The organism is Okeania sp. SIO2C9 (genome assembly GCF_010672455.1).
Classification (GTDB): Bacteria; Cyanobacteriota; Cyanobacteriia; order Cyanobacteriales; family Microcoleaceae; genus Okeania.
The window spans coordinates 1-19,753 of the sequence record NZ_JAAHGO010000047.1 but is presented as its reverse complement, the minus strand read 5'-3'; the positions used below and the strand labels follow the sequence as shown (position 1 = coordinate 19,753).

General features: G+C 37.0%; 17 protein-coding genes and 1 pseudogene. 10 read left to right on the top strand and 8 right to left on the bottom strand.

Annotation, left to right across the window (positions count from 1 at the left end; translation table 11 throughout):
• Positions 1–53 precede the first annotated feature (53 nt).
• Complete coding sequence (locus F6K23_RS27445; RefSeq protein WP_293161682.1) at positions 54–977, top strand: TauD/TfdA family dioxygenase; 924 nt, start codon at positions 54–56, stop codon at positions 975–977.
• Between the two features lie 793 nt (positions 978–1,770).
• Here the strand turns inward: F6K23_RS27445 and F6K23_RS27440 are convergent.
• The 3 genes from F6K23_RS27440 to F6K23_RS27430 all read right to left on the bottom strand — a co-directional run bounded on the left by F6K23_RS27440 (position 1,771) and on the right by F6K23_RS27430 (position 4,231).
• Positions 1,771–2,370 carry a PEP-CTERM sorting domain-containing protein gene (locus F6K23_RS27440; protein WP_293161680.1) on the bottom strand — a complete coding sequence of 200 codons (600 nt, stop codon included), beginning with the start codon at positions 2,368–2,370 and terminating at the stop codon, positions 1,771–1,773.
• Between the two features lie 461 nt (positions 2,371–2,831).
• Positions 2,832–3,431: a Uma2 family endonuclease gene (locus tag F6K23_RS27435; protein ID WP_293161678.1), complete on the bottom strand. Its 600-nt coding sequence runs from the start codon at positions 3,429–3,431 to the stop codon at positions 2,832–2,834.
• A gap of 257 nt (positions 3,432–3,688) precedes the next feature.
• Complete coding sequence (locus F6K23_RS27430; protein WP_293161676.1) at positions 3,689–4,231, bottom strand: Uma2 family endonuclease; 543 nt, start codon at positions 4,229–4,231, stop codon at positions 3,689–3,691.
• Positions 4,232–4,856: 625 nt separating this feature from the next.
• Between F6K23_RS27430 and F6K23_RS27425 the strand changes: the two genes are divergently transcribed.
• Positions 4,857–5,273 (top strand): XisH family protein, encoded by a 417-nt coding sequence (locus tag F6K23_RS27425; RefSeq protein WP_293161656.1) that lies wholly within the window; start codon positions 4,857–4,859, stop codon positions 5,271–5,273.
• The gene (locus tag F6K23_RS27420; RefSeq protein ID WP_293161654.1) at positions 5,264–5,602 is read left to right on the top strand and encodes a XisI protein; all 339 of its coding nucleotides are present in this window, start codon (positions 5,264–5,266) and stop codon (positions 5,600–5,602) included. Before F6K23_RS27425 ends, F6K23_RS27420 begins: the two co-directional genes overlap by 10 nt.
• A 138-nt stretch (positions 5,603–5,740) precedes the next feature.
• On the opposite strand, the gene F6K23_RS27415 is transcribed toward F6K23_RS27420, so the two are convergent.
• Together F6K23_RS27415 and F6K23_RS27410 are read right to left on the bottom strand one after the other, a co-directional pair.
• On the bottom strand, positions 5,741–6,451 hold the full coding sequence (locus F6K23_RS27415; RefSeq protein WP_293161652.1) for a bifunctional 2-polyprenyl-6-hydroxyphenol methylase/3-demethylubiquinol 3-O-methyltransferase UbiG: 711 nt from the start codon (positions 6,449–6,451) through the stop codon (positions 5,741–5,743).
• Positions 6,452–6,550: 99 nt separating this feature from the next.
• Entirely contained in the window at positions 6,551–6,760 is a 210-nt protein-coding gene (locus F6K23_RS27410; protein ID WP_293161650.1) for a hypothetical protein, read from the bottom strand.
• A gap of 383 nt (positions 6,761–7,143) precedes the next feature.
• Here F6K23_RS27410 and F6K23_RS27405 point away from each other — a divergent pair, with 383 nt between their 5' ends.
• The gene (locus tag F6K23_RS27405) at positions 7,144–8,514 is read left to right on the top strand and encodes an NB-ARC domain-containing protein (RefSeq protein WP_293161648.1); all 1,371 of its coding nucleotides are present in this window, start codon (positions 7,144–7,146) and stop codon (positions 8,512–8,514) included.
• A gap of 188 nt (positions 8,515–8,702) precedes the next feature.
• Here F6K23_RS27405 and F6K23_RS27400 read toward each other — a convergent pair whose 3' ends face one another.
• Positions 8,703–9,056, bottom strand: a complete 354-nt coding sequence (locus tag F6K23_RS27400; protein WP_293059285.1) for a XisI protein — start codon at positions 9,054–9,056, stop codon at positions 8,703–8,705.
• Positions 9,044–9,460: pseudogene (locus F6K23_RS27395) on the bottom strand (element excision factor XisH family protein). The gene F6K23_RS27400 and the pseudogene F6K23_RS27395 overlap by 13 nt, the downstream one beginning before the upstream one ends.
• Positions 9,461–9,730: 270 nt before the next feature.
• Here F6K23_RS27395 and F6K23_RS27390 point away from each other — a divergent pair.
• The 4 genes from F6K23_RS27390 (at position 9,731) to F6K23_RS27375 (ending at position 15,690) form a co-directional block, all read left to right on the top strand.
• Positions 9,731–10,339: a Uma2 family endonuclease gene (locus F6K23_RS27390; protein WP_293161646.1), complete on the top strand. Its 609-nt coding sequence runs from the start codon at positions 9,731–9,733 to the stop codon at positions 10,337–10,339.
• A 188-nt stretch (positions 10,340–10,527) separates the two neighbouring features.
• Positions 10,528–11,115, top strand: a complete 588-nt coding sequence (locus F6K23_RS27385) for a pentapeptide repeat-containing protein (protein WP_293161644.1) — start codon at positions 10,528–10,530, stop codon at positions 11,113–11,115.
• 1,315 nt (positions 11,116–12,430) lie between these two features.
• Positions 12,431–14,515, top strand: a complete 2,085-nt coding sequence (locus F6K23_RS27380; protein WP_293161642.1) for an FAD-dependent oxidoreductase — start codon at positions 12,431–12,433, stop codon at positions 14,513–14,515.
• Between the two features lie 518 nt (positions 14,516–15,033).
• On the top strand, positions 15,034–15,690 hold the full coding sequence (locus F6K23_RS27375; protein WP_293161640.1) for a tetratricopeptide repeat protein: 657 nt from the start codon (positions 15,034–15,036) through the stop codon (positions 15,688–15,690).
• A gap of 184 nt (positions 15,691–15,874) precedes the next feature.
• Here F6K23_RS27375 and F6K23_RS27370 read toward each other — a convergent pair whose 3' ends face one another.
• Positions 15,875–16,474 carry a sigma-70 family RNA polymerase sigma factor gene (locus tag F6K23_RS27370; protein ID WP_293161638.1) on the bottom strand — a complete coding sequence of 200 codons (600 nt, stop codon included), beginning with the start codon at positions 16,472–16,474 and terminating at the stop codon, positions 15,875–15,877.
• A gap of 749 nt (positions 16,475–17,223) precedes the next feature.
• Here F6K23_RS27370 and F6K23_RS27365 point away from each other — a divergent pair.
• Positions 17,224–18,537, top strand: a complete 1,314-nt coding sequence (locus tag F6K23_RS27365) for a hypothetical protein (RefSeq protein ID WP_293161636.1) — start codon at positions 17,224–17,226, stop codon at positions 18,535–18,537.
• A 252-nt stretch (positions 18,538–18,789) separates the two neighbouring features.
• On the top strand, positions 18,790–19,542 hold the full coding sequence (locus F6K23_RS27360) for a S8 family serine peptidase (RefSeq protein WP_293161634.1): 753 nt from the start codon (positions 18,790–18,792) through the stop codon (positions 19,540–19,542).
• Positions 19,543–19,753 lie beyond the last annotated feature (211 nt).

Genomic DNA, 19,753 nt, shown 5'->3' with positions numbered 1-19,753 from the left:
ACAATACATCCACCAATAGAAATTATAGTTACATAGTTATTCTATTGCGCTTTATGTATTTACCTAATTCTCATCACACCACTCCAGATTACTACCAGCATCTATTAAATATCACTGATTCCAAAAACCCAGCACTGGAGCCATATCAATTCTCCCTTAAATCCTTAACTCAACCAGGTGGTGCATCCTTTCTGGTTATGAGGAATCTTCCCATCGATCGCCCGTTACCGGAACCTCCCCAGGATGGAAAACGGCCAACCAGCAAAAACACTTGGATCAGTGAAGCAACCCTCTTTTCTATCCAACGCACGATTGGATTGCAACCCTTATCTTATATCCAAGAAAAAGGAGGTGTGCTAGTCCATGAAGTTGCCCCAGTTCCAGGATTAGACAAATCTCTATCAAATAGTGGAATAGTTGCTCTTGGTTTTCATACGGATGACTCAATTCTTAAACCAGAGTTCCGACCAGAGTTCTTAACCCTCCTGGGATTAATCAATGAACATCACACCCCGACCTTCATTGCCCCTATTGATTGGGCATTTGCAGAACTCAGTTCCCGTCACCAACAGGAATTAATGAAGCCTCAGTATCGGGTTGAGTCTCCTGATTCCTTCAAAATATTTGGTGGCAAAGTTCTACGCTCAGAGCTTCGTTCTCTGGTAACTCGAAACCCTAGCGGAGACCTAGAAATTGCAGGTAATCTGTATGCTGTCACAACTAGGGAACCACAAGCACAAGTCGCCCTAGATTCCTTAAGAACTGTTTTACCAGAAATTGCAGAGTCTGTAATCCTAGAACCAGGTTGTGCTGTTATTTTCTCCAACAGTCGAGTTTTGCATGGTAGAGCAGCTATTACAGGAGGTAAGCGATGGTTACAACGTTGTTTTTCCCGTAAAAATCTTGATGCCTTACGAAAAGCAACTGGGAATTATAAAACCCATAGCTTTGATATTCAACAGCTAATCCTTGCATAAAACGAATTTAAGGGAGCCATCTTGAATGAGGATGGCTTTTCTTTAGTTTGCCAAAGCGATCGTAATTATTCCTGATAAATAACCCATTAATTGAATCTTTTCTTTAACATTTCACCCCTCTGATTTACTCATTAACTAATTTAATAATTCTTGATACATAATGAATGATACCTCTTTAAATCAACAAATAGAAAGTGATAACTTATTCTATTCCATAGCGATCGCCAATTTGTGAAAAAGGGCAACGGAAATAATTGTAGTCATTGGTAAAAGCGACTGCATTTCTTCAAAGTCCTAGTCACCTGTAATTAAAAAAATAGCTTCACTGACAACTGCACAAACTAAAAAATTTTCATCTTTACGATCTCTGGGAAAATTCACCTCAACTGCCACGTCAACTTTTGTGGTTGCTTCCTCAACAATATTTAACCATTTTGCCTAATGTTGATTAATTCTACTTATTTAATATCGGCAAATATCATACTGATTTATCATTGATTTTGGTTACTTATATCATGTCCGGATGATTAGTGATGATATGTCATTGCGAGGGTCACGAAGTGAAGCGTTTGCGGAGCATTCCGGAACGGAAAGCAATCACAGCACTTTGCGATTACTTCACTCCGCTATCGCTGCGTTCGTAATGACAACTGTTTAACCGGACATGATATTACAGCGCTTTTCAGATTTATCAACTACATCGTCACAACCAAAACCCAGTAGGGATGTTCCATGAAACCTCCCTACTGTGGTCTATCGTGCACCAAAACCGCTGTAATATTTGCCAAACCTACTAGCTAGGGTTAGCTGTGGATTTGGAAGGCTTCAGTTTGCGTTTGAGGGTTGAAACTGCTCCTAGAGTACCGAGAGCGAGGAGGCTTAAAGTGGAGGTAGCTTCGGGAACAACTATTGGGGTAGCAGAAAAACTAACGGGCAATTCACTATCTTCGGGCCCAAAATTTTCAAAACCTGTGACAAATGGCGCCGCAGAAAAAATCTCAAAATAACCCGGAGGCTGCAAAAAATCAGCAAAAAACATATTAACAAAGTTTCCTTCCGAGGTGGAATACCCAAAACCGCTACTTGTTAACTGCTCATCCGGATTAAGACTAATTATATTGTCAAGTATAAAAGGTTCGTTTCCTGGTATTGAAGTTCCCGTAGGTTGTAAACCAATAATTGTTTCGTTATTTCGCGTACCAGTAATTTCAGTAATTAGGTAAAAACCAAAATCGTCAGGAGTGTCATTAGTAGTCAAATTTCCACTCGCCTCTATGCCAGGAGCGGAATAATTCCAGTTCCAAATTAAAGCAGAGGCAGCTTGTATTTTCCCAAAAACCAATGCAGATGCAGCAGTGAGGACTGTGGCAGATAATAGAGTTAGATTTTTCATAAAAAAAAATAACTATTTTACACTTAAAACCTAAGTATACCCTACTTCCTGCTATCAGTCAAGTATTCTGCACTTCCCAATCATTTGAGAAACCATTATTGAGCATTTTATCCTATTAAAGAAGTCGCTTTTCCTTGAATCTCATATCATTTACCGAATAATTAATAATTAAATAATTCGCGCCCTTTTAAGGGGAAAAAGCGGTCGAGGGATGGCGAGGTCCCCTCGCCATATCCAATCGACCAAGACAGCGATCGTTTGCGGAGCTTCCCGAAGGGTGGGATGGCTAGGTCTCGGAGCTATATCCAATGGACCAACAGAAGAAATAATATTTCCTTATTTTCAATTCCGTAACGGTTAAAACCCGAGGTAATTATCAATTATCCATTATCCATTATCAATTAATGAAGCTGTTCAATCAAGGACGGTTTTAACCAGAGCTAATTATCAATTATCTATAATTAATTTGATTCGGGAAAAATTACGTCTTCATAAATTGAGGAGAGCAAACATGGGAAATCAACACTGGTAAAGTAAACCTCTTGGTCTGTTTGATTGCTAGTTGGTTCTTCTGTTGAGTAACTCGTAAGTTCCCATTTTCCTTTGTCATTAAGTCGGTAGCTATCCACATTCATAGTTTCCGCTTCAATCAGAACATATTCTTTTAAAGTATCAATTCGACGATAATTCCTAAATTTTCTGCCTTGGTCGAAATGTGCTGTACCAGGAGATAATGCCTCTATAATCAAACAAGGATGATAAACTATTTGCCTAGCACTTAGATCGCGATCGTCACAAGTGACCATGACATCAGGATAATGAAAAGGACCTTTTTCAGAAATGCCTACTTTGGCATCTGCCATGAAAACTTTACACCCCTTACCCCGGAAGCGATCTTTCAGTGCAGAGGCTAAGTTTAATGCAATTGAGTTATGTCCAAGACTCCCCCCAGTCATCGGATAGACTTTTCCATTAACATATTCATATTTGATGGGTTGTTGCTCCTCCCATTCGAGATATTCTTGGGAGGTCATCGGTTGGTTTTGTAGTTGGGCAATCATTAGTTCGATATCCTATTTGGGAAATTTCAGTGAGAATGATAGAAGGCGATCGCTAAACTTACTTGACTCATCATACTGACAAATATGACAAATATATTGTTCTATCTTAAAATAATAGAAAAATTTCTATTAAGTTTCAATAGGCAGTAGAGAGAAATAATTGAGAATTTCTGTGTGATAATTGATTTGATTTTTTATTTTTGGAGATGTCTATTATTCATTATCCATTAATGAAATACAACATCCCTATCTACTCCCTATTTCAATAAGTTTTCTACTAATATTTCAATCTCAGGAAAAACAAGTGTAAAAATAGTTCCTTGATTGTAGTTTTTTTGAACTTGATAATCATCTTTTGATGGTTCTTGAAATACGATGAGTTGTTCATTTACTAAATCTACAACCCAATATTCTAAAATGCCAGCACGAGCATAAACAAATCGTTTTTTTTCTAAATCTTTTTCTAAAGTTGTATCAGAAACTTCTATTAACAAATAAATTTCTTCAGGATAGGGATGACGAGAATCATATAAAGATGCTGGCATTTTAACAACAGCAATATCTGGTTCCGGTTCTGAATTAGGAAGAGTAACTGGATGTGCTTCGTAGATTTTTGCCAGACCTCGAAACTTTTCTCGCAAATATTCAGCAATAGAATCAGTTATTTTCCGATGCAAAGATTTTTCTGGCGACATTTCAATAATTTCTCCTTCTAATAATTCTACATGGCGATCGCTCAGAATACCTGCAGAAATCATCTGATGATAGTCTTGTATTGACCATTTAGCTAAAGTAATCATGGTGCGTTTATGAATAATTTGAGATTGCTATTTAATATTTTACCGAAAAATTGTGGGTATGTGCCTCCCCTTTTAAGGGGATAATAAAGAAAAATTTTCATCTCTTTGTCAATCCTCTTCTTTCAAGGAGAGGTAATTATTCATTATTCATTATTCATTATTCATTATTAATTGTTGAAAGGACTTACGCTTTCCCAACCAATAAATCAGGTTTATTGCCCTGCTTGGTTGTTGTTAAAACCACGAAATTTCTTTACTTGCTTTACTCATCATACTGATAAATAGACATCTGGTGAAAAAGATATAGGTTTTTTGCAGGATTAGGCAACAGGCAATAGGCAACAGGCAACAGGTAAGATATTTTTACGCGCGAAGGCACGAAAAAAGATTTTTTAGGGTGAATTTTTCCTATCCTTAGCCTGCTCTAATTAAAATATTTATTTTCTGGAGATGTCTAATATATCGTCCTATCCTAAAATAATAGAAAAATTTATATTAAGTTTCAATAATTAATTATATAATACTGTAGCTTTGCAAGTAAAGAGGAACTATCGATTAACTTTTAACTTTTGACTTTTGACTTGCGCGTAGCGCTGATTACTTTTGACTTTTAACTTTTAAAGCTATGGCAGCAAAAGATATATTTCATCCCATTGTACGTTCAGCATTAGAAAAAGAAGGATGGACTATTACTGACGATCCTCTATATCTTAAAGTAGATGAGGATAAGCTTTATGTAGATTTAGGTGCTGAAAATAACTTATTAGGAGCAGAAAAGTACGGACAGAAAATAGCAGTAGAAATTAAAAGTTTTTTAGGTATTTCGTTAATTAGTGATTTTCACGAAGCGATGGGTCAAGCTTGGAATTATAAAGTAGTTTTAGAAGAACTAGAACCAAATAGAGTTCTTTATTTGGCAATTCCAAAAGACATTTATGAAGAGTTTTTTACTCGCCGTTTAGCTAAAATATCAGTAACGCGGATGCAGCTAAATTTACTTATATTTAATCCTATTGGAGAGGAGATTGTAACATGGACATAGAGGAATATCGAAAACTAATTAAGTCCATTGTTGAAAAACATTCTGAGGGCGATAATGACAATGAGGAAATAGAAACTCAAATTGCTTTTGACTTAGAACGCGATCGCTATTTGATGTTTCATGTCGGATGGTGTGGAGAAAGACGAGTGTTTGGATGTGTTATTCATGTTGAGATTAGGTCGGGGAAAATTTGGATTCAACGAGATGGAACTGAAGCAGGAATAGCTAATGAGTTAATTGCAGCAGGAGTGCCTAAGTCTGATATTGTGCTAGGATACAGGTCGCCCTATATGCGCAAGTTTACAGGGTTGGCGACGGGGTTAATATGAAGCTAAACCAAGAGCGATCGCTGTTATGTACCATCTCATTTTTTAGACCGGATATGATGAGTGATCGATATTAGAGGAATGGTCGGCGATCGCTCGTGAAAGTTGTGAATATTTAGAGCAAAAGATAGGATAGTAGGGTCATTTTTCAAAACAAATACTGGTAATGGTTTTCACATTATCAGCAGTGGGATATGACTTAGTTATCAGTTTTTTGTAATTTCCGCTAGTTACTTCTTTAAACATTTTTTCAATATCGCCCGGATCGTAAAAAGCCATATCTGTAGAAGTCATTCTTTGTATTAGGGGCGAGTTTTTCTCATTTGGATAATATAAACAAGCATATCTACAAGATAGTTGGCAAATTAAATTTACCAGTTTAAAAGCAAATTCTAATGATTCTTTTCCATAAGGTTCTGGGTAGTCATAATTAACTGAAAGTGTACCTAGAGATACAACAAAGTCATATTTAGAATTTTTCCAATTATAAGATAAAGCATCACCACTTATAAAATTATTTCTGTTATCGTTACCTTGTAGTTCGGATGCTTTTTCTGAGAAAGTAGCTAAAATATCTATACCAGTGTACTTTCCTTGAAATCCCTTTTTCTCTCTTAAATATCTAGCTAATGCTCCGTACCCACAGCCAATATCTAATATAGAAATATTTGTAGAATCCCAGTCTATATTGACTAAATTAGTTGCTAATTGGAAGCCTTGATACTGATTTTCATAGCAACCCCATCCTACTTCTTTAGACAGACTTTCTTCTAGGTCAATAGTTTGCTCTGTCCGGTCTATTCTTCTTGAGTAAAAATCTTGATTAATTCTGCGTAGCTCTTCTTCAAGCATATTATTTTATTAATCTCTTGATTAAAAGTAATAAAAAAAGAGAGTTGTGATGCACCCTCTTTTTTCACATAATATTTATTAACACAAAGGTATACTCAGTTAAAGAACGTCCTTTAGAGCGCAAATGAAACCATAGCTTGCATTTGAACTTTGTGCTGCACTAATAGCAGCAGATTTACCGCCTGTTAGATAAGCAGTAGCACACTTCGTGATTATTGGCAAACTCACTGCAATATGGTGTGCCACACAGTATGCTTTAACGGCTGCTATGAAAGATGCTGCACCAAGTATTGTGATAGGTTCTGCCATTTTTACTTGCTCCTAAATTTCTACAAAAAAAACGTTTAATTCATACTTGAATTACTTTTTCCATTCTATAGAATTACCAGAGTTTTGTAAGGTCATAAAAAGTTGAATTTGGTAGATACTTTTGGCGAGGTTTTATCAGTATAAATTGAATTAAAAAGTCAAATATAGTTGCAAAAAGTTGTAAAAAAGTTAAAAAGGTAGTATGGTAAGTATTATCATTTTCTTTATGGGTTTAATACCCCACCGTCAACGGGGGTGTTCACGCATTACTTGGGGGAGCGTAGACGCGGAGCGGCCCTTCGTTGACTATCCCCATGTAATTTATCTCCTGTCTCCTGTCTCCTGTCTCCTGTCTCCTTCTTCAAATAATGTATTTAGCAAAAATGGACTTCCAAAAAGTAATTAAATGGGCGGAAGATTTAATGTGGGCTAAAAAGAAAAGACGTTTGAATAGTCTGGAACGGGCAATATTAGAACGAGTCTGGAAGAATTACAAATATCAAGAAATTGCTGATGAGTATCGCTATAGTAAAGGTACTGTCAAAACAGTAGCAGGTAACTTATGGAAAATGATATCGGAAGAACTAGACGAAAAAGTTAATAAAACAAACTTCCGCGCTGCAATGGAAAGGTTTTATATTTCTAATTCCAAGAATTTCGTACAAAGTAATTTTAACCAAGGTCATATCAAAATTTGTGGAGAAAGTTGTCACTCTGACGAAACTCCAAAAAACCGATCGCCCACCACCCCTACTAACTCAGACAATATTCAACCAGAAAAACGCCACGACCTAACCTCCGCACCAAAACTCCGTAATTTCCACAACTGTACCAACCAACTCGCTACCTTGAAACAATGGATACTCACAGAAAATACTTGCATTGTCACCATAACAGGATTATCCGGTATCGGTAAAACCACCCTCACCAGGCAACTCGTTGCAGATATCCAAGATAACTTCGACCGTATCCTCTGGCGAAGTCATCGCAAATTCTCCACCCTCAACGCTCTCAAAACTAACTTAATTGAGTTTTTCTCCCCACCCCAACCAAAACAAAATCTGTCAATTATAGATTACTTGCGTTTCCATCGTTGCCTAATTATTCTCGACGACTTCCAAGAAACATTAACTACTGGAGAATTTGTCAGTACTTACATTCCAGAATACAAAAATTACGGTAAGCTAATCAAAGAAATAGCACGTTCTCCTCACAACAGTTGTTTACTCCTCCTCAGTTGGGAAAAACCTACAGAAATAGCTAACTTAGAAACAGAAAACTGTCACTGCCACACCTTACAACTTCAAGGTTTAGGAAAGTCAGCAACAGAATTATTAAAAGCGAAAAAATTAACTGATGAAGATAGATGGTTAGAACTGATTAATCTTTATAGTAGCAACCCTTTATGGTTAAATATTATAGTTTCTACTATTCAAGATTTATTCAATGGTAGTGTGGCTCAATTTTTATCTTATTCCTATCTATTTTTAGGAGATTTAAAACCAATATTACACGAACATTATCAGCGGTTATCCGAGTCTGAAAAGTTAGTCATGCAGTGGTTAGCCAATCAGGAAATAGGAGGAAATATTTCTAGTCAACCACCAGAATTTTCTACAAATAACGATTTTTTAGGAGCAATACAGTCTTTAATAAAACGAGGTTTAATCAAAAAAAATGTGAGCAAGGAAGGGTCTGTTTTTACTCTTGAACCTGTTATTAAAGAATATGTGAAAAATCAATCTAACAGTTGACGGCATATTACTGAATTATTCTTAGTAATGCCACATAAATACTCATAATTATCTAAAATTATTACTAATTAAATAAATTCTCAATCCAAAATCATTCGTCACTTTTAAAGGGATTTAAAAATCCGTCGCAGGGCACTATTTTAGATATGTCATTCCACTACTATAATTTAAATACTTAATCTGAAATACTAACTAAAATCTACTGAAAAATTAGTTAAATGCCTACTTTTTGGTCGAATAAATCCTAAAACAATATCCTCTTTAGGAATGTCTAATTCTAAAAGTTCTAAAGCAACTCCTCTTTCAGTTCCATCTGACTCAATGTAAATTTTTTCTCCCAAAATGCGCAGATGCAAAACAACAGCATGAACTCGCCCTGTTTCATCCCATCCTGTATCAAGCAATAAATAATTATTCATTATTGGATCGCAAACCAATAGTGGTTCAATGTTTCCATGACTGGGTTGATATTGGGCGTGTTTTTGGAGAATTTGGATAATAATTTTGCGGTAATGTTCTAATTTAGGTTCTAATTTAGCCATTGAATAATTACCTCCTTATCTGGATCGAAAATGAATAAATTAATTGTTTGGTCGCTGACAATATCTTGAATAGCTGGTTGTTGAAAAAAATCTTGGTAAACCTCTTGGGGAATTGCTAAATATAATTTCCTGTCTGGGTTAACACGACGCAATATGCTTCGATACATATTATATTGTCCAATAGTTTTTTGTAGTTCGGTTACTTGTGAAGGACTATTAAACACTTTGATTTCTACGGCTATTTTCTGTTCTGCTCTTTCGGCGGCTAATAGTTTTTATGCTCCTAAGTCTGCATACAAACGCAGCCCTTTATATTCTAGAGTATAAGGATCGTTAGTGATAGTCCAGCCATCTTTGCTCAACGCATTTTTAACTTCGTTGTGATACAAATCGTATTGTGGCATTATCTAAGTTGGGGTTTAGATTTATGGTTTTTCAGGATATACAGGATATAATTATAACCTAGCATATTAAAATATAAATACTAGCTAATAATGAGATAGATAGCGATTTTTTGTGCTATAATTCAAACAACCAATTACAAAACAAAGTGATGACTAAAATTACCATAAACTAAACTGATAATTTAAACATAGATAAATCTTTAACCTATCAATTATCAAGATTTTTATTAAAAAATAAATACTTCTAGGAAATTTTTCCATTTCCCAGTCATGTCAACCACTAAAATGCTATTAAATTTCACAGAATTACCCCTAGGTCTGCTAAGTGTAGAAGAATATCAGCGCATGGCAGAAGTAGGAATTTTGCACCAGGATGAACAGGTAGAATTAATAGCAGGACAAATTATTCGCAAGATGTCACCTCAAGGAAGTTCCCACGCTGCAGCTATTCGACGAGCAGACCGCTTGTTTAGTAAATCTTTAGGAAAAATGGTCTCGGTGCAGAAACAACTTCCGGTGATACTGAATAATTTTTCTCAACCTGAACCAAATATTGCAGTAGTGAAAGTAGATCCTCTTGATTATGATGACTCTCATCCTACAGCAGAAGATGTGTATTTGATCGTGGAGATTGCTGATAGTACCCTCAAAAGTGATTTGGAGGTGAAAGGAAAAGAGTATGCAAAGTCTGGAATAGAGGATTATTGGGTGTTGGATGTGAATCATCGTCAGTTGTATGTATATCGACAACCTACTAAGGATGGATATCAACAGAAAATGATTTTAGGAGAAGATGATGTGATCGCTCCTAGAGAATTTCTTGATTGTGTGATTGTGGTTGGGGATTTGTTGCGACCTATGGTAACAATTAATAATTAATAATTATTAATTATTAGACATCTCCAGAAAATAAACTTACCCTTTATTTATGTAATAAGACAATTAATAAAGCTTTTATCCTAAATTAAAAGCAATAGCTGATAGCTGATAGCTGATGGCTGACGGCTGTTTGCGCAGCATTCCGGAGGAAATGCTTACCCTCTGCTTAATTCCTTTTTGAAAATACCATGAATCAACTATTACCTTTAGATTTTTCTCAGCAAGACCTACGACATCGTGATTTTCAAGGTCAAGACCTGACAGGGGCTAATTTTAGCGGTTCTGACTTGAGAGGTTGCAATTTTCAGGATGCTATCCTAGTAGAGGCCAATTTTCGAGGTGCAAAAATTGGACAATGTAGGAGCAAAATTAGGACTTTGATCGCTCGTTGTGCTGGAGCGGCGATCGCTGTTACTATTGCGAGTGCTTTTGCGAGTTTTGTTGCTGATGGAATGGCGGGGGTTGCTGCTTTAATTGGAACTGGAGTTGTGGCGGTTGCTATTACTAATGCGGAGAATGAGATTATTGCTGCGGTTTTAACGGGTACTTCAGCAGTTATTACTTCGAGTGGTATTATCTCTTTTTTTTCCGGAAATATAGTTAAGGCATTGTTATTATTTTTGGGTTCCGGAATAATTTTTGGATTGGCTATAATTTTGTTTTTTCAAGTTGTTGTAAACTTGGAGAAATTATCAAAAACATCTTTTGAGGATGCAAATTTAACTAATGCTATTTTTGATGAGGAAATTATATTAAATCCGGTTAAACAGTTATAGATTGGTTCAGTAAGGAGGAGTCAACCCACCCCTAACCCCTCCCAGGAGGGTGTAATTAGTGTGGGGAGTAGGGGAGTAGGGGAGTAGGGGAAAGATTTGGCAATGGCACTTGTGATGGAACATTTTTTTATACCGAATTAAACGGATTTTAGCTCAGGAGTCAGGAGGAGAGAGAAAATCATAAAGATGAGCGTAGTTATGACGATTGAAGATTTTTTTTATGTCCAATTAACGGATTTGATATTATTGAAGATGCTAATTTTTTTGAGTTTGTTAGTAACTAGAAAAATAGTGAGAAAATCAACAACTTAAAATTAATAGACATCTGGTATAAATTACAGATGTAGAGAATTTTTTTTGCCTTTTTTCAGGACTTTTATTCCCTGTTACCGAAAAATTGTGGTTTAAAGCCTCCCCTTTTAAGGGAATAATAAAAAAAAATTTTCATTATTAGTCAATCCTCTTCTTTTCAAGGAGAAGTAATTATTCATTATTCATTATTCATTATTAATTGTTGAACTATTGCCTAATTATGCAAAAAGTTTATTCTTTTTCGGAGATGTCTAATACCAATTCGATCGATGTTTGCCATGAATAACTAGGTTATTTATTGGGAGTCAGTAGGGGCAAACGGCCGTTTGCCCCTACAGGAGTCAGAATGAATTGCTTAGATTCTATTTTTTAGGTCGTAAATTATCTTTTTAGTCAAAGGGACATCTCCTAAACCTGTCTTTTCATCACACTTATTATTCTTAACATTCTTTTTTTAAATTGTTATATAGCAATTCCCAAAAAGCGTGAGGTACAAAATTTTAGGTTTGAGGGAACACCGGATCTGGGAACAGAGAACAGGGAATAACAGCGCTTTTCGCTCTTGATGAACCACATCTTCACAAGCAAAATCCTGTAGGGACGTTCCATGGAACGTCCTTACTGTGGTCTACCCAAATGAAAACCGCTGAAAAAGACAAAAAGATAACTTTATCTCACTAATTTGAGAAACGCTATAATAATTAATAATTACCGAAAAATTAAGGTATAAAGCCTCTCCATTCATGGAGAAAAAAGCAGTCGTTAGCGTAGCTTCCCGAAGGGTGGGATGGCGAGGTCTCGGAACCATATCCAATCGACCAAGAGAAGAAAGAAATTCTTTTTAACCGAATCCTCTCCTTGAAAAGAAGAGGTAATTCTAAATTCGCGCATTCTAAATTCTAAATTCTTGAACTCTTTTTCCAAAGAGTTGCCTGTAATAAGCTGAAACAAGGAAATACTAATAATTAGCATTTTGCTATAAAGTTCCACATCCAAAATAACCATGAGCAACAGTATATTAGACGATCGCTTTTTTACCAGACCCACCGACGGTCAAATTTTCTCATTCCCAATATTAATAGTGGGTGGTTCCACAGCAGCATATTCAGCTACCCTGGGTGCATTAAAAGCGGGTGCAAATGTTTGCCTGGTGCAACCAAAACAAATATTAGGCGGACAATTTACAACTCAAGCATTACCTGCTTCCGACGACCCTCAACTAGAAAAAAAATTTAATCCAGGGGAAATATATGAAGATAAAGTAGACCGAGACAAATACGCTTTCTCCAAAACCCAATGGCAATTTCGCCAACGTAGTCGGGAACTCCAACCAGTTAACGGCAAACAAATTGATAATCCTGGTGGAGGTTGGGTAAGCAATTTTGCCACAACAACTGTAGTTATGGCACAAGCACTTAATGAAGCTATAGAAGATTTTCTCAGCAACGGCAAATTAACCCTCATACCTTTTGCTGAACCTGTAGAAATTTTATTTAATCAATCTCCCAATGAACAACGACAGGTAACAGGTGTTGTATTTCAGGATGTGCAGAATAATCAACGCTTCACCGTCAATGCTCAAATTACCATTGAAGCGACAGACTTGGGAGACTTACTAGAATTAGGAAATATTGAATCCAGAGTCGGACAAGAATCACAAAACGACACGGGTGAACCACTTCTACCACAACAACCTTTTCCCGAATGTCAACAGTCAATCACTTTTTGTGCTGCTGTGGAAAAGACTGCTGAGGGAGCAGGTGTTCCCATTGGTAAACCAGAAGGTTATGGTGTCGAACCTTGGTTACAGACAGATAAATTTACCAGCACTTATCAAGGACGAGCATTTTTTGAGCGGTTTGCCATTTTTACTTATCGACGGATAAGACGTCTCAAGGATGGGTATATCCCAACTACGAGTAATGGTGATGTGACTATCCTCAATTATGATTCCAATGATTACAAAGTCGGTCTGTTGACTGCGGTGAGTCGGAGCGATCGCCAAAAACATATTCAGCAAGCAAGGGAATATACTCAAGCTTATATTTATTACCTCCAGTCGCAAACATTGAAAACAAACAATTGGATATTAATAGGTAAGGTAGGGGAATTAAAACCACGGGGAGATTTAACTTGGACTAATGATGGTATTGCTCTGGAACCCTATATCCGCGAAGCAAGAAGAGGGATAGCATTAACCACTATTGTTTATCAAGATACTGCTCAACAATATTATGGCGAGCAAGCACGGGGACGATGTTTTGAGGATAGCGTTGGTATTGGTCATTATGCTTTGTTTGATCTTCATCCCACCGATAACCCGAACCATCTTGTTTTTAACAGTAAAGATGAAATGAAATGTTTGCCTTTTACTATTGCGTTAAAAGCAATGGTGCCTATAAATACAGATAATCTGATTCTGTCGGCGAAAAGTATTGGCACGACTCATTTGAGTAATTCTGTATATCGGATGCACGCCGTTGAATGGGCAATCGGGGAAGCAGGGGGTCATTTAGCTGCTTTTGCTCTGAATGAAGGGGTGGATATTCGGACTATTGCCACGAATAAACGACTGATTTATAAATTTCAGGGTTTGTTAACTCGTAATCAAATTCCCCTATTTTGGTATAACGATATTTCTCATGACGACCCAGACTTTGAGGCGATTCAAATTTTAGCTGTGGCAGGTTTTGTCAGGACTGAGAATTACAATCATTTATATTTTAATCCAGAGGGAACGGTAAACCGAGCAGTTGTTTCGGTGGCAGTGGTAAATGTGATGGGTTTTGAAATGCTTAATCCTGAGTTTCCTACTTTTTCTGATGTACCGAAGGAGCATTTTGCCTATCGTGCTATTGAAACTATGGCAGCAAAGGGTATTGTTTCGGGAGTGGGAAATGGATATTTTGCCCCAAGTTTACAATGTACGCGGGAGCAGTTGGCGTTTATTATCGGTAAAAGTGGAGATTTTGACGTGTTTCAGTTATTTGCTACTTCCGGTACACCTCTAGATGCTCAACCTTTGACACGACGGGAGTTATCTCGAATTTTGTATATGGTATTGCGATCGCAATATGACATTGATTAAATGTTTTTGTAGTTATATCATGTCCGGATAATTAGTTATCAAAAAATTTTCTCCTTCTCCTGCTGTTTCTTATTCTTTCTTCCCTCCTCAGGACTGACTCCTGAGGACTGATATCATGTCCGGTAGCATCGGTATTGTATAGTAAATAGGCAACAGCTCATCTGCTCCGGAAGGCAACAGGCAAGAAAAAAACTTAAATTTCCTGCAAATATCCACGCCAACTTTTACACAAACGATTGCCTTCGGACATAATATGACTCCTCTGTCATTTATTTATAACTGTTCAACCGGACATGATATTAGTAATATAACTTCTACTAGAAACCGGGATTGAGTATTTTTACTAGTGTAACAATTTTAAAAATCTAGACAAATTATTGTGAATTTCATTGTATTTTCTGTTTTCATTATTTTTGAATTCAAGAAAATATTAAGAATAATTACAGGATAGATAATCATGTCTTTATTTGTGAGAAGCTGCTGGAAAAATCTGTTTTATTTATAGAGGCTGAATCGATATGTCCAATGAAGCTGAAGAGTTACTACAAAAAGGTCTAGAAGAAACAGAAGATGGCAATTTTGAGGAAGGACTTGCTGCTTTAGACAAAGCATTTGAACTAGAGCCAGACTACTTTAATCAATTTGTTCCAATTAATACTAGAGGCAGTGCCCTTTTAGGTTTAGAAAGATATGAAGAAGCTCTTGCTATGTATGAACAAGCATTGGAACAACCAGAGGATTCTTTTGATACTTATACAGGATTAAGAAATAAAGGATTAACTCTCAGTGCTTTAGAAAGATATGAAGGAGCAATTGAATGTCATAATCAAGCTCTTGAATGGTACGAGAAATCTGTGCAAGAAGGTAAAGCTTTGAGGGATAGAGATGATTTAGCACCTGTTTGGGAAGATAAAGGATGGGCTTTGATAAATTTTGACGAATATGATGAAGCGATGATTTGCTTTGATAAAGCTATAGAATGTATACCAGATGATGGATGGCTTTTATACAACAAAGTTTGCTGTTATGCTTTACAAAATAAGATTGACCAGGCTCTTGAAAATTTAGAACAAGCTATTAATTTAGAACCAGAAGTAAAAGACTGGGTACAAGAAGACCCAGATTGCGAAAACATTCGTTATGAACCACAATTTCAAGCATTAATTTATAGTTAATTGTATTCCTAAAAAAATTATTAATTGATATTTTTTGGAGAGGGCGATCGCATACTTTAGACAAGGGGTCGCTTTCTGCTTATATCTAAACAAAAAAAATGTCAATTTTTTCCGTCCCTAATGAACAAAAATTAACCCAAAAATATGGTTAATAGTAGGAATAATGACAACGCCCTACTCATTGTTAAAATTCCATCTCTTCAAGTAAACGATTTTCTAGCTCCTTCCAGCGCTTAGAAATGGTACTTTGGGTTAATCCCATTTCTTGAGCAAGTTGTGTTTGAGTTTTGCCCTGAACTCTTCCTAACCAAAGATCCTTGTACTTTTGTTTTGGGTAATATTGGTCAAGATTTTCGATAATCTGAGCTGCTTTGAGGGCTAAATCTTCTATCTCCAAATATTCCCATAAATTCGATTTGTTTGATAAAGTTTCTAGTAGAGACACATCTGTCTCAGATACATATTGATCTAAACTCATGCAATATCGATTTTTTTCTTGGTAAATACAGTCAACTATTGAATTTTTAGCTACTTTAGCTGACCAACGATAAAAATCCTCAATTGTTTGACCAGAAAATTTTCCTGCTAGAATTGCTTCTACAATCTTCAAGTAAGCTATCTGTAGAGCATCTTCCCAAGGAAGACTGGTATTATAAGTACGTTTTCGGGCAATCTTTTCCAGAATTTTTCTATGATCGGAACAATTAATCAATTGATTCCAATACTCAATTTCTTTGTTAAATATTGTTTGACTTTGAGTCTTTACAAGTGTCTTAAAAAACATAAAATATCGATCCTAGTTTTTAAACCTATAGACACTGACCTGATAGTTTTGGGGAAATTAATAATGAATTGTTAGATGCTTAATGTCAGAAAAATTTCGGTTGTAATTAACGAGTCTAGGGAATCAGACAGAAACACAACTTAGATTAATCTCTCAGTTATCAAGAGATAATATTTCCTAGAATTTCACAGTTATGCAGTAAGTTTCAGTGTAGTCTAATTTCCTTAAATTACAGAGGCAAAATCAGCAGAATGGAGTTCTATCGTGGTAGCGGTGGGAGGCACGATCGCTTTAATCCAAAATTATTGAGTCTAAAATTTGGGATAACTAGAAATTTATCAGACTATAGATATATTTGAGTGTTGAATCAGATAGAAACGCTATTGGCATTAATGTCTCAAAGGTGGGAGTTATAAACAAGTAACCTTGACTTGTTAGTGCAAGATTCTTTACTGGAAATCTGGGACAACCAGAAATTTATCAGACTATAGATATACTTGAGTATTGAATCAGACAGAAATGCTATTGGCATTAATATCCCAGACCAGAAAAACGCTATAACTATTGTTTAGCAAAACTTTGAACTATATCTAGACCTTTTGAGAAAAATATTTTTGAGAAATTTGGGAATATTTTCTGCGTGGAAACCGTTAATAGTAACAAGAGGGTTGAAGCATGAAACACTGAAATGTCTCAACTCAAGTCAGAAAAATTATTCGCAAGAATAGAATTTCAACGAGGAAATAATTATGCAAGACTTTTCAAACGTTGACTATACCAGATTAAGTCTAGAACCTGGGTTCTTAAAACCGACAGTTTCTGATACAGATCAAATTGTAGACATCGAAAATAGCGAACTGCGTAAGATTGCTAATGATGTTCTAGATGCAGCTAAGTATTCTTTTACAACTGCGGCTGCTAATGTAGAACAACAGGCTCGTCCGGAAACATTGGAGGCAACTTTTCAAGAAGCCATCAAAGGCATGAATGAGGAGAAGCGTGCCAGTGTCCGATCCAAAGCCACCGAACTGACAATGGCACCTCAAGCAATACGAGAGATTCAGTTTGGACGTTACGGAAAACTGAGTAGCCAAGAATATCTCAGCATGGGAATAGATCGCGTTGAAGAAGCAAATGTCTTACCGAAACTCGAAATTGACCAAAAACTTCTGGGATTAAAAACTCCTGTTCTTACCTTACCACAAGGTGTTGCTCAAATGACCGATGGGGGTTTGCTTATTCCTAAAGATAAACTTCCGGCTAGAATTTCCAATCAAACTGATTTTGAGGAAGCAACTCAAGAGGTTGTTAAAACTTCTGTTGATTCCGAAGTTTATGATTCAGAAAAACTGCAACAAGTTTGGGGTCCTGTCTACTCAGAAGATCCATTCGGAGTGAGTGATTCAGACGACTTTGAAGAACAAGCTGTTACAGACAAACTCGGATTTTACATCACGCGAGTTAAATGTCTTGATGAAACAAACCCAGAGTTCTGGGGAAGTGACGAAATTGCTTTGGCTGGTGTTTCTGTCGATGAAACTGGTGATACAAAGAAGGTTCCTGAAAAATTTATTGGAGGTGGATTTGATGATGGAGATCAAAAAACCTACTCTCCTCATTGGAAATATCACTGGTTCAATATGCGGGAAGGTCAATATTGGCCGAAAGCTTACAAGGTTTCTCTGATTTTGGCAGAAAAAGATAACGGAGGACTTTCCTCAGTTTTGAATAGTATTTATGTCAAAATTCGGGATTACGTCAAAAAGGCGATCGCTAAGGCTGTATCAGGTGCTTTATCCTCTCTAGTAGGGCCGGCAATTGCGAAAGCTATCGGACAAATTACAGCTTGGCTTGTAGACAAGCTGATCGGCTGGATCATCAATTTGTTTAAAGATGATATTTTCCCTGTCAAGGTTCTAAGTTGTACTGTTCCCAGTTTCGGTGCGCGTTGGTATTATCCCAATGGCAAATGGGGTAGCCCAACTTCTGGCATTCGTACCGCTCACTTCTATGGACATGGCGGTCACTACATCATTAACTATTACTGGAAGTTGTACGCCTAAGTGTCCTATCTTCTCGTAGTGGATTGTTTCACCTAAAATAGTGCAGAGCGCTTTTTTCGTCACCCCATCCCCCCATCACCCCATCACCCCATTTTCTAATGCAACATTTAAAATGAAACAGTCCAGTAGTAGACTGACATAGCTAAAACTGTGCAATAGATTTTTATTTCTAGTGGATTGTTTCACCTAAAATAGTGCAGAGCGCTTTTTTCGTCACCCCATCCCCCCATCACCCCATCCCCCCATCACCCCGTGAAAAACTCCCAACCCCAACTCGATCTGCAAGAAATCATTCGTCATTTTACCTCTAATAGCAGTCATCCAAACCGACTGCGTTGGCATCCAGCTTTGGATAAGGAGGATGGAGCAGGAATGCGAGTGGCGCTACTTGATTCTGGGATTTCCAGTTCCGATCGTCAACTGCAAAGCGCTCAAATTCGAGCGCGAGATTTCACTGGGTCTGGTGGGGTTTTCGATTCCACCGGACACGGCACAAAAAACGCCAGATTATTGGTTGCTCAGGGTATTGATGGATTTTGGGGATTGGTTCCTGCTTCTGTGCTTTTAGTAGGAAAAGTTCTGGGAACAGGCGATCCACATAGGGGTGCAGAAGCTTTAGCCAAAGGAATTCGTTGGGCTATTTATGAAAAGGCAGATGTGATTATCATGCCTTTAGGACGAATTCGTGGCACAACTGTTGTAACTAAGGCCGTGCATCAATCAATCAAAGCAGGTTGTGTGGTTTTAGCCGCTGCTGGAAATAGGGGGGCTGAGACATTACTCTTTCCAGCTCGTTTATCTGATGTAATTGCTGTTTCAGCCGCAGATATTAATGGTCAACCCTTAAATTGGTGCTGTCAGATGCCTCAAGTCAACTGCTATGCTCCAGGCTTAGAAATTGGAGTTAGAGGCAAGTCTACAAGTGGCTCTTCGGTTGCTACTGTTTTGGCAGGAGGAGTAGAAACGCTCTATTTAGCTTCAGGAGTCAGGCGGTCAAAATTTTAGCCCATATTCCGCACGTCAATTTGTAGCATTAAAAGTAGTATAAAAATCGTAATATTGGTAAGTATTTATACTGTATAGGTCTTATTTATCTAATGTTGGCATTTATACCCGCGCTCTCCCGAAGGGGAGCGTCGTATGGGAATGCCAACCCATGCTATAATAAAACTACGAGCGTGTTAGTAATAGGTCGAAAACATTGAAAGCCAGATAT

Bases quoted from the DNA above. Each gene is read 5' to 3' on its own strand.
- F6K23_RS27365 (WP_293161636.1), top strand. From the start codon at position 17,224: ATGCAAGACTTTTCAAACGTTGACTATACCAGATTAAGTCTAGAACCT.
- F6K23_RS27385 (WP_293161644.1), top strand. From the start codon at position 10,528: ATGAATCAACTATTACCTTTAGATTTTTCTCAGCAAGACCTACGACAT.
- F6K23_RS27435 (WP_293161678.1), bottom strand. From the start codon at position 3,431: ATGATTGCCCAACTACAAAACCAACCGATGACCTCCCAAGAATATCTC.
- F6K23_RS27370 (WP_293161638.1), bottom strand. From the start codon at position 16,474: ATGTTTTTTAAGACACTTGTAAAGACTCAAAGTCAAACAATATTTAAC.
- F6K23_RS27405 (WP_293161648.1), top strand. From the start codon at position 7,144: ATGGACTTCCAAAAAGTAATTAAATGGGCGGAAGATTTAATGTGGGCT.
- F6K23_RS27445 (WP_293161682.1), top strand. From the start codon at position 54: ATGTATTTACCTAATTCTCATCACACCACTCCAGATTACTACCAGCAT.
- F6K23_RS27430 (WP_293161676.1), bottom strand. From the start codon at position 4,231: ATGATTACTTTAGCTAAATGGTCAATACAAGACTATCATCAGATGATT.
- F6K23_RS27420 (WP_293161654.1), top strand. From the start codon at position 5,264: ATGGACATAGAGGAATATCGAAAACTAATTAAGTCCATTGTTGAAAAA.
- F6K23_RS27415 (WP_293161652.1), bottom strand. From the start codon at position 6,451: ATGCTTGAAGAAGAGCTACGCAGAATTAATCAAGATTTTTACTCAAGA.
- F6K23_RS27400 (WP_293059285.1), bottom strand. From the start codon at position 9,056: ATGGCTAAATTAGAACCTAAATTAGAACATTACCGCAAAATTATTATC.
- F6K23_RS27390 (WP_293161646.1), top strand. From the start codon at position 9,731: ATGTCAACCACTAAAATGCTATTAAATTTCACAGAATTACCCCTAGGT.
- F6K23_RS27425 (WP_293161656.1), top strand. From the start codon at position 4,857: ATGGCAGCAAAAGATATATTTCATCCCATTGTACGTTCAGCATTAGAA.
- F6K23_RS27440 (WP_293161680.1), bottom strand. From the start codon at position 2,370: ATGAAAAATCTAACTCTATTATCTGCCACAGTCCTCACTGCTGCATCT.
- F6K23_RS27375 (WP_293161640.1), top strand. From the start codon at position 15,034: ATGTCCAATGAAGCTGAAGAGTTACTACAAAAAGGTCTAGAAGAAACA.
- F6K23_RS27380 (WP_293161642.1), top strand. From the start codon at position 12,431: ATGAGCAACAGTATATTAGACGATCGCTTTTTTACCAGACCCACCGAC.
- F6K23_RS27410 (WP_293161650.1), bottom strand. From the start codon at position 6,760: ATGGCAGAACCTATCACAATACTTGGTGCAGCATCTTTCATAGCAGCC.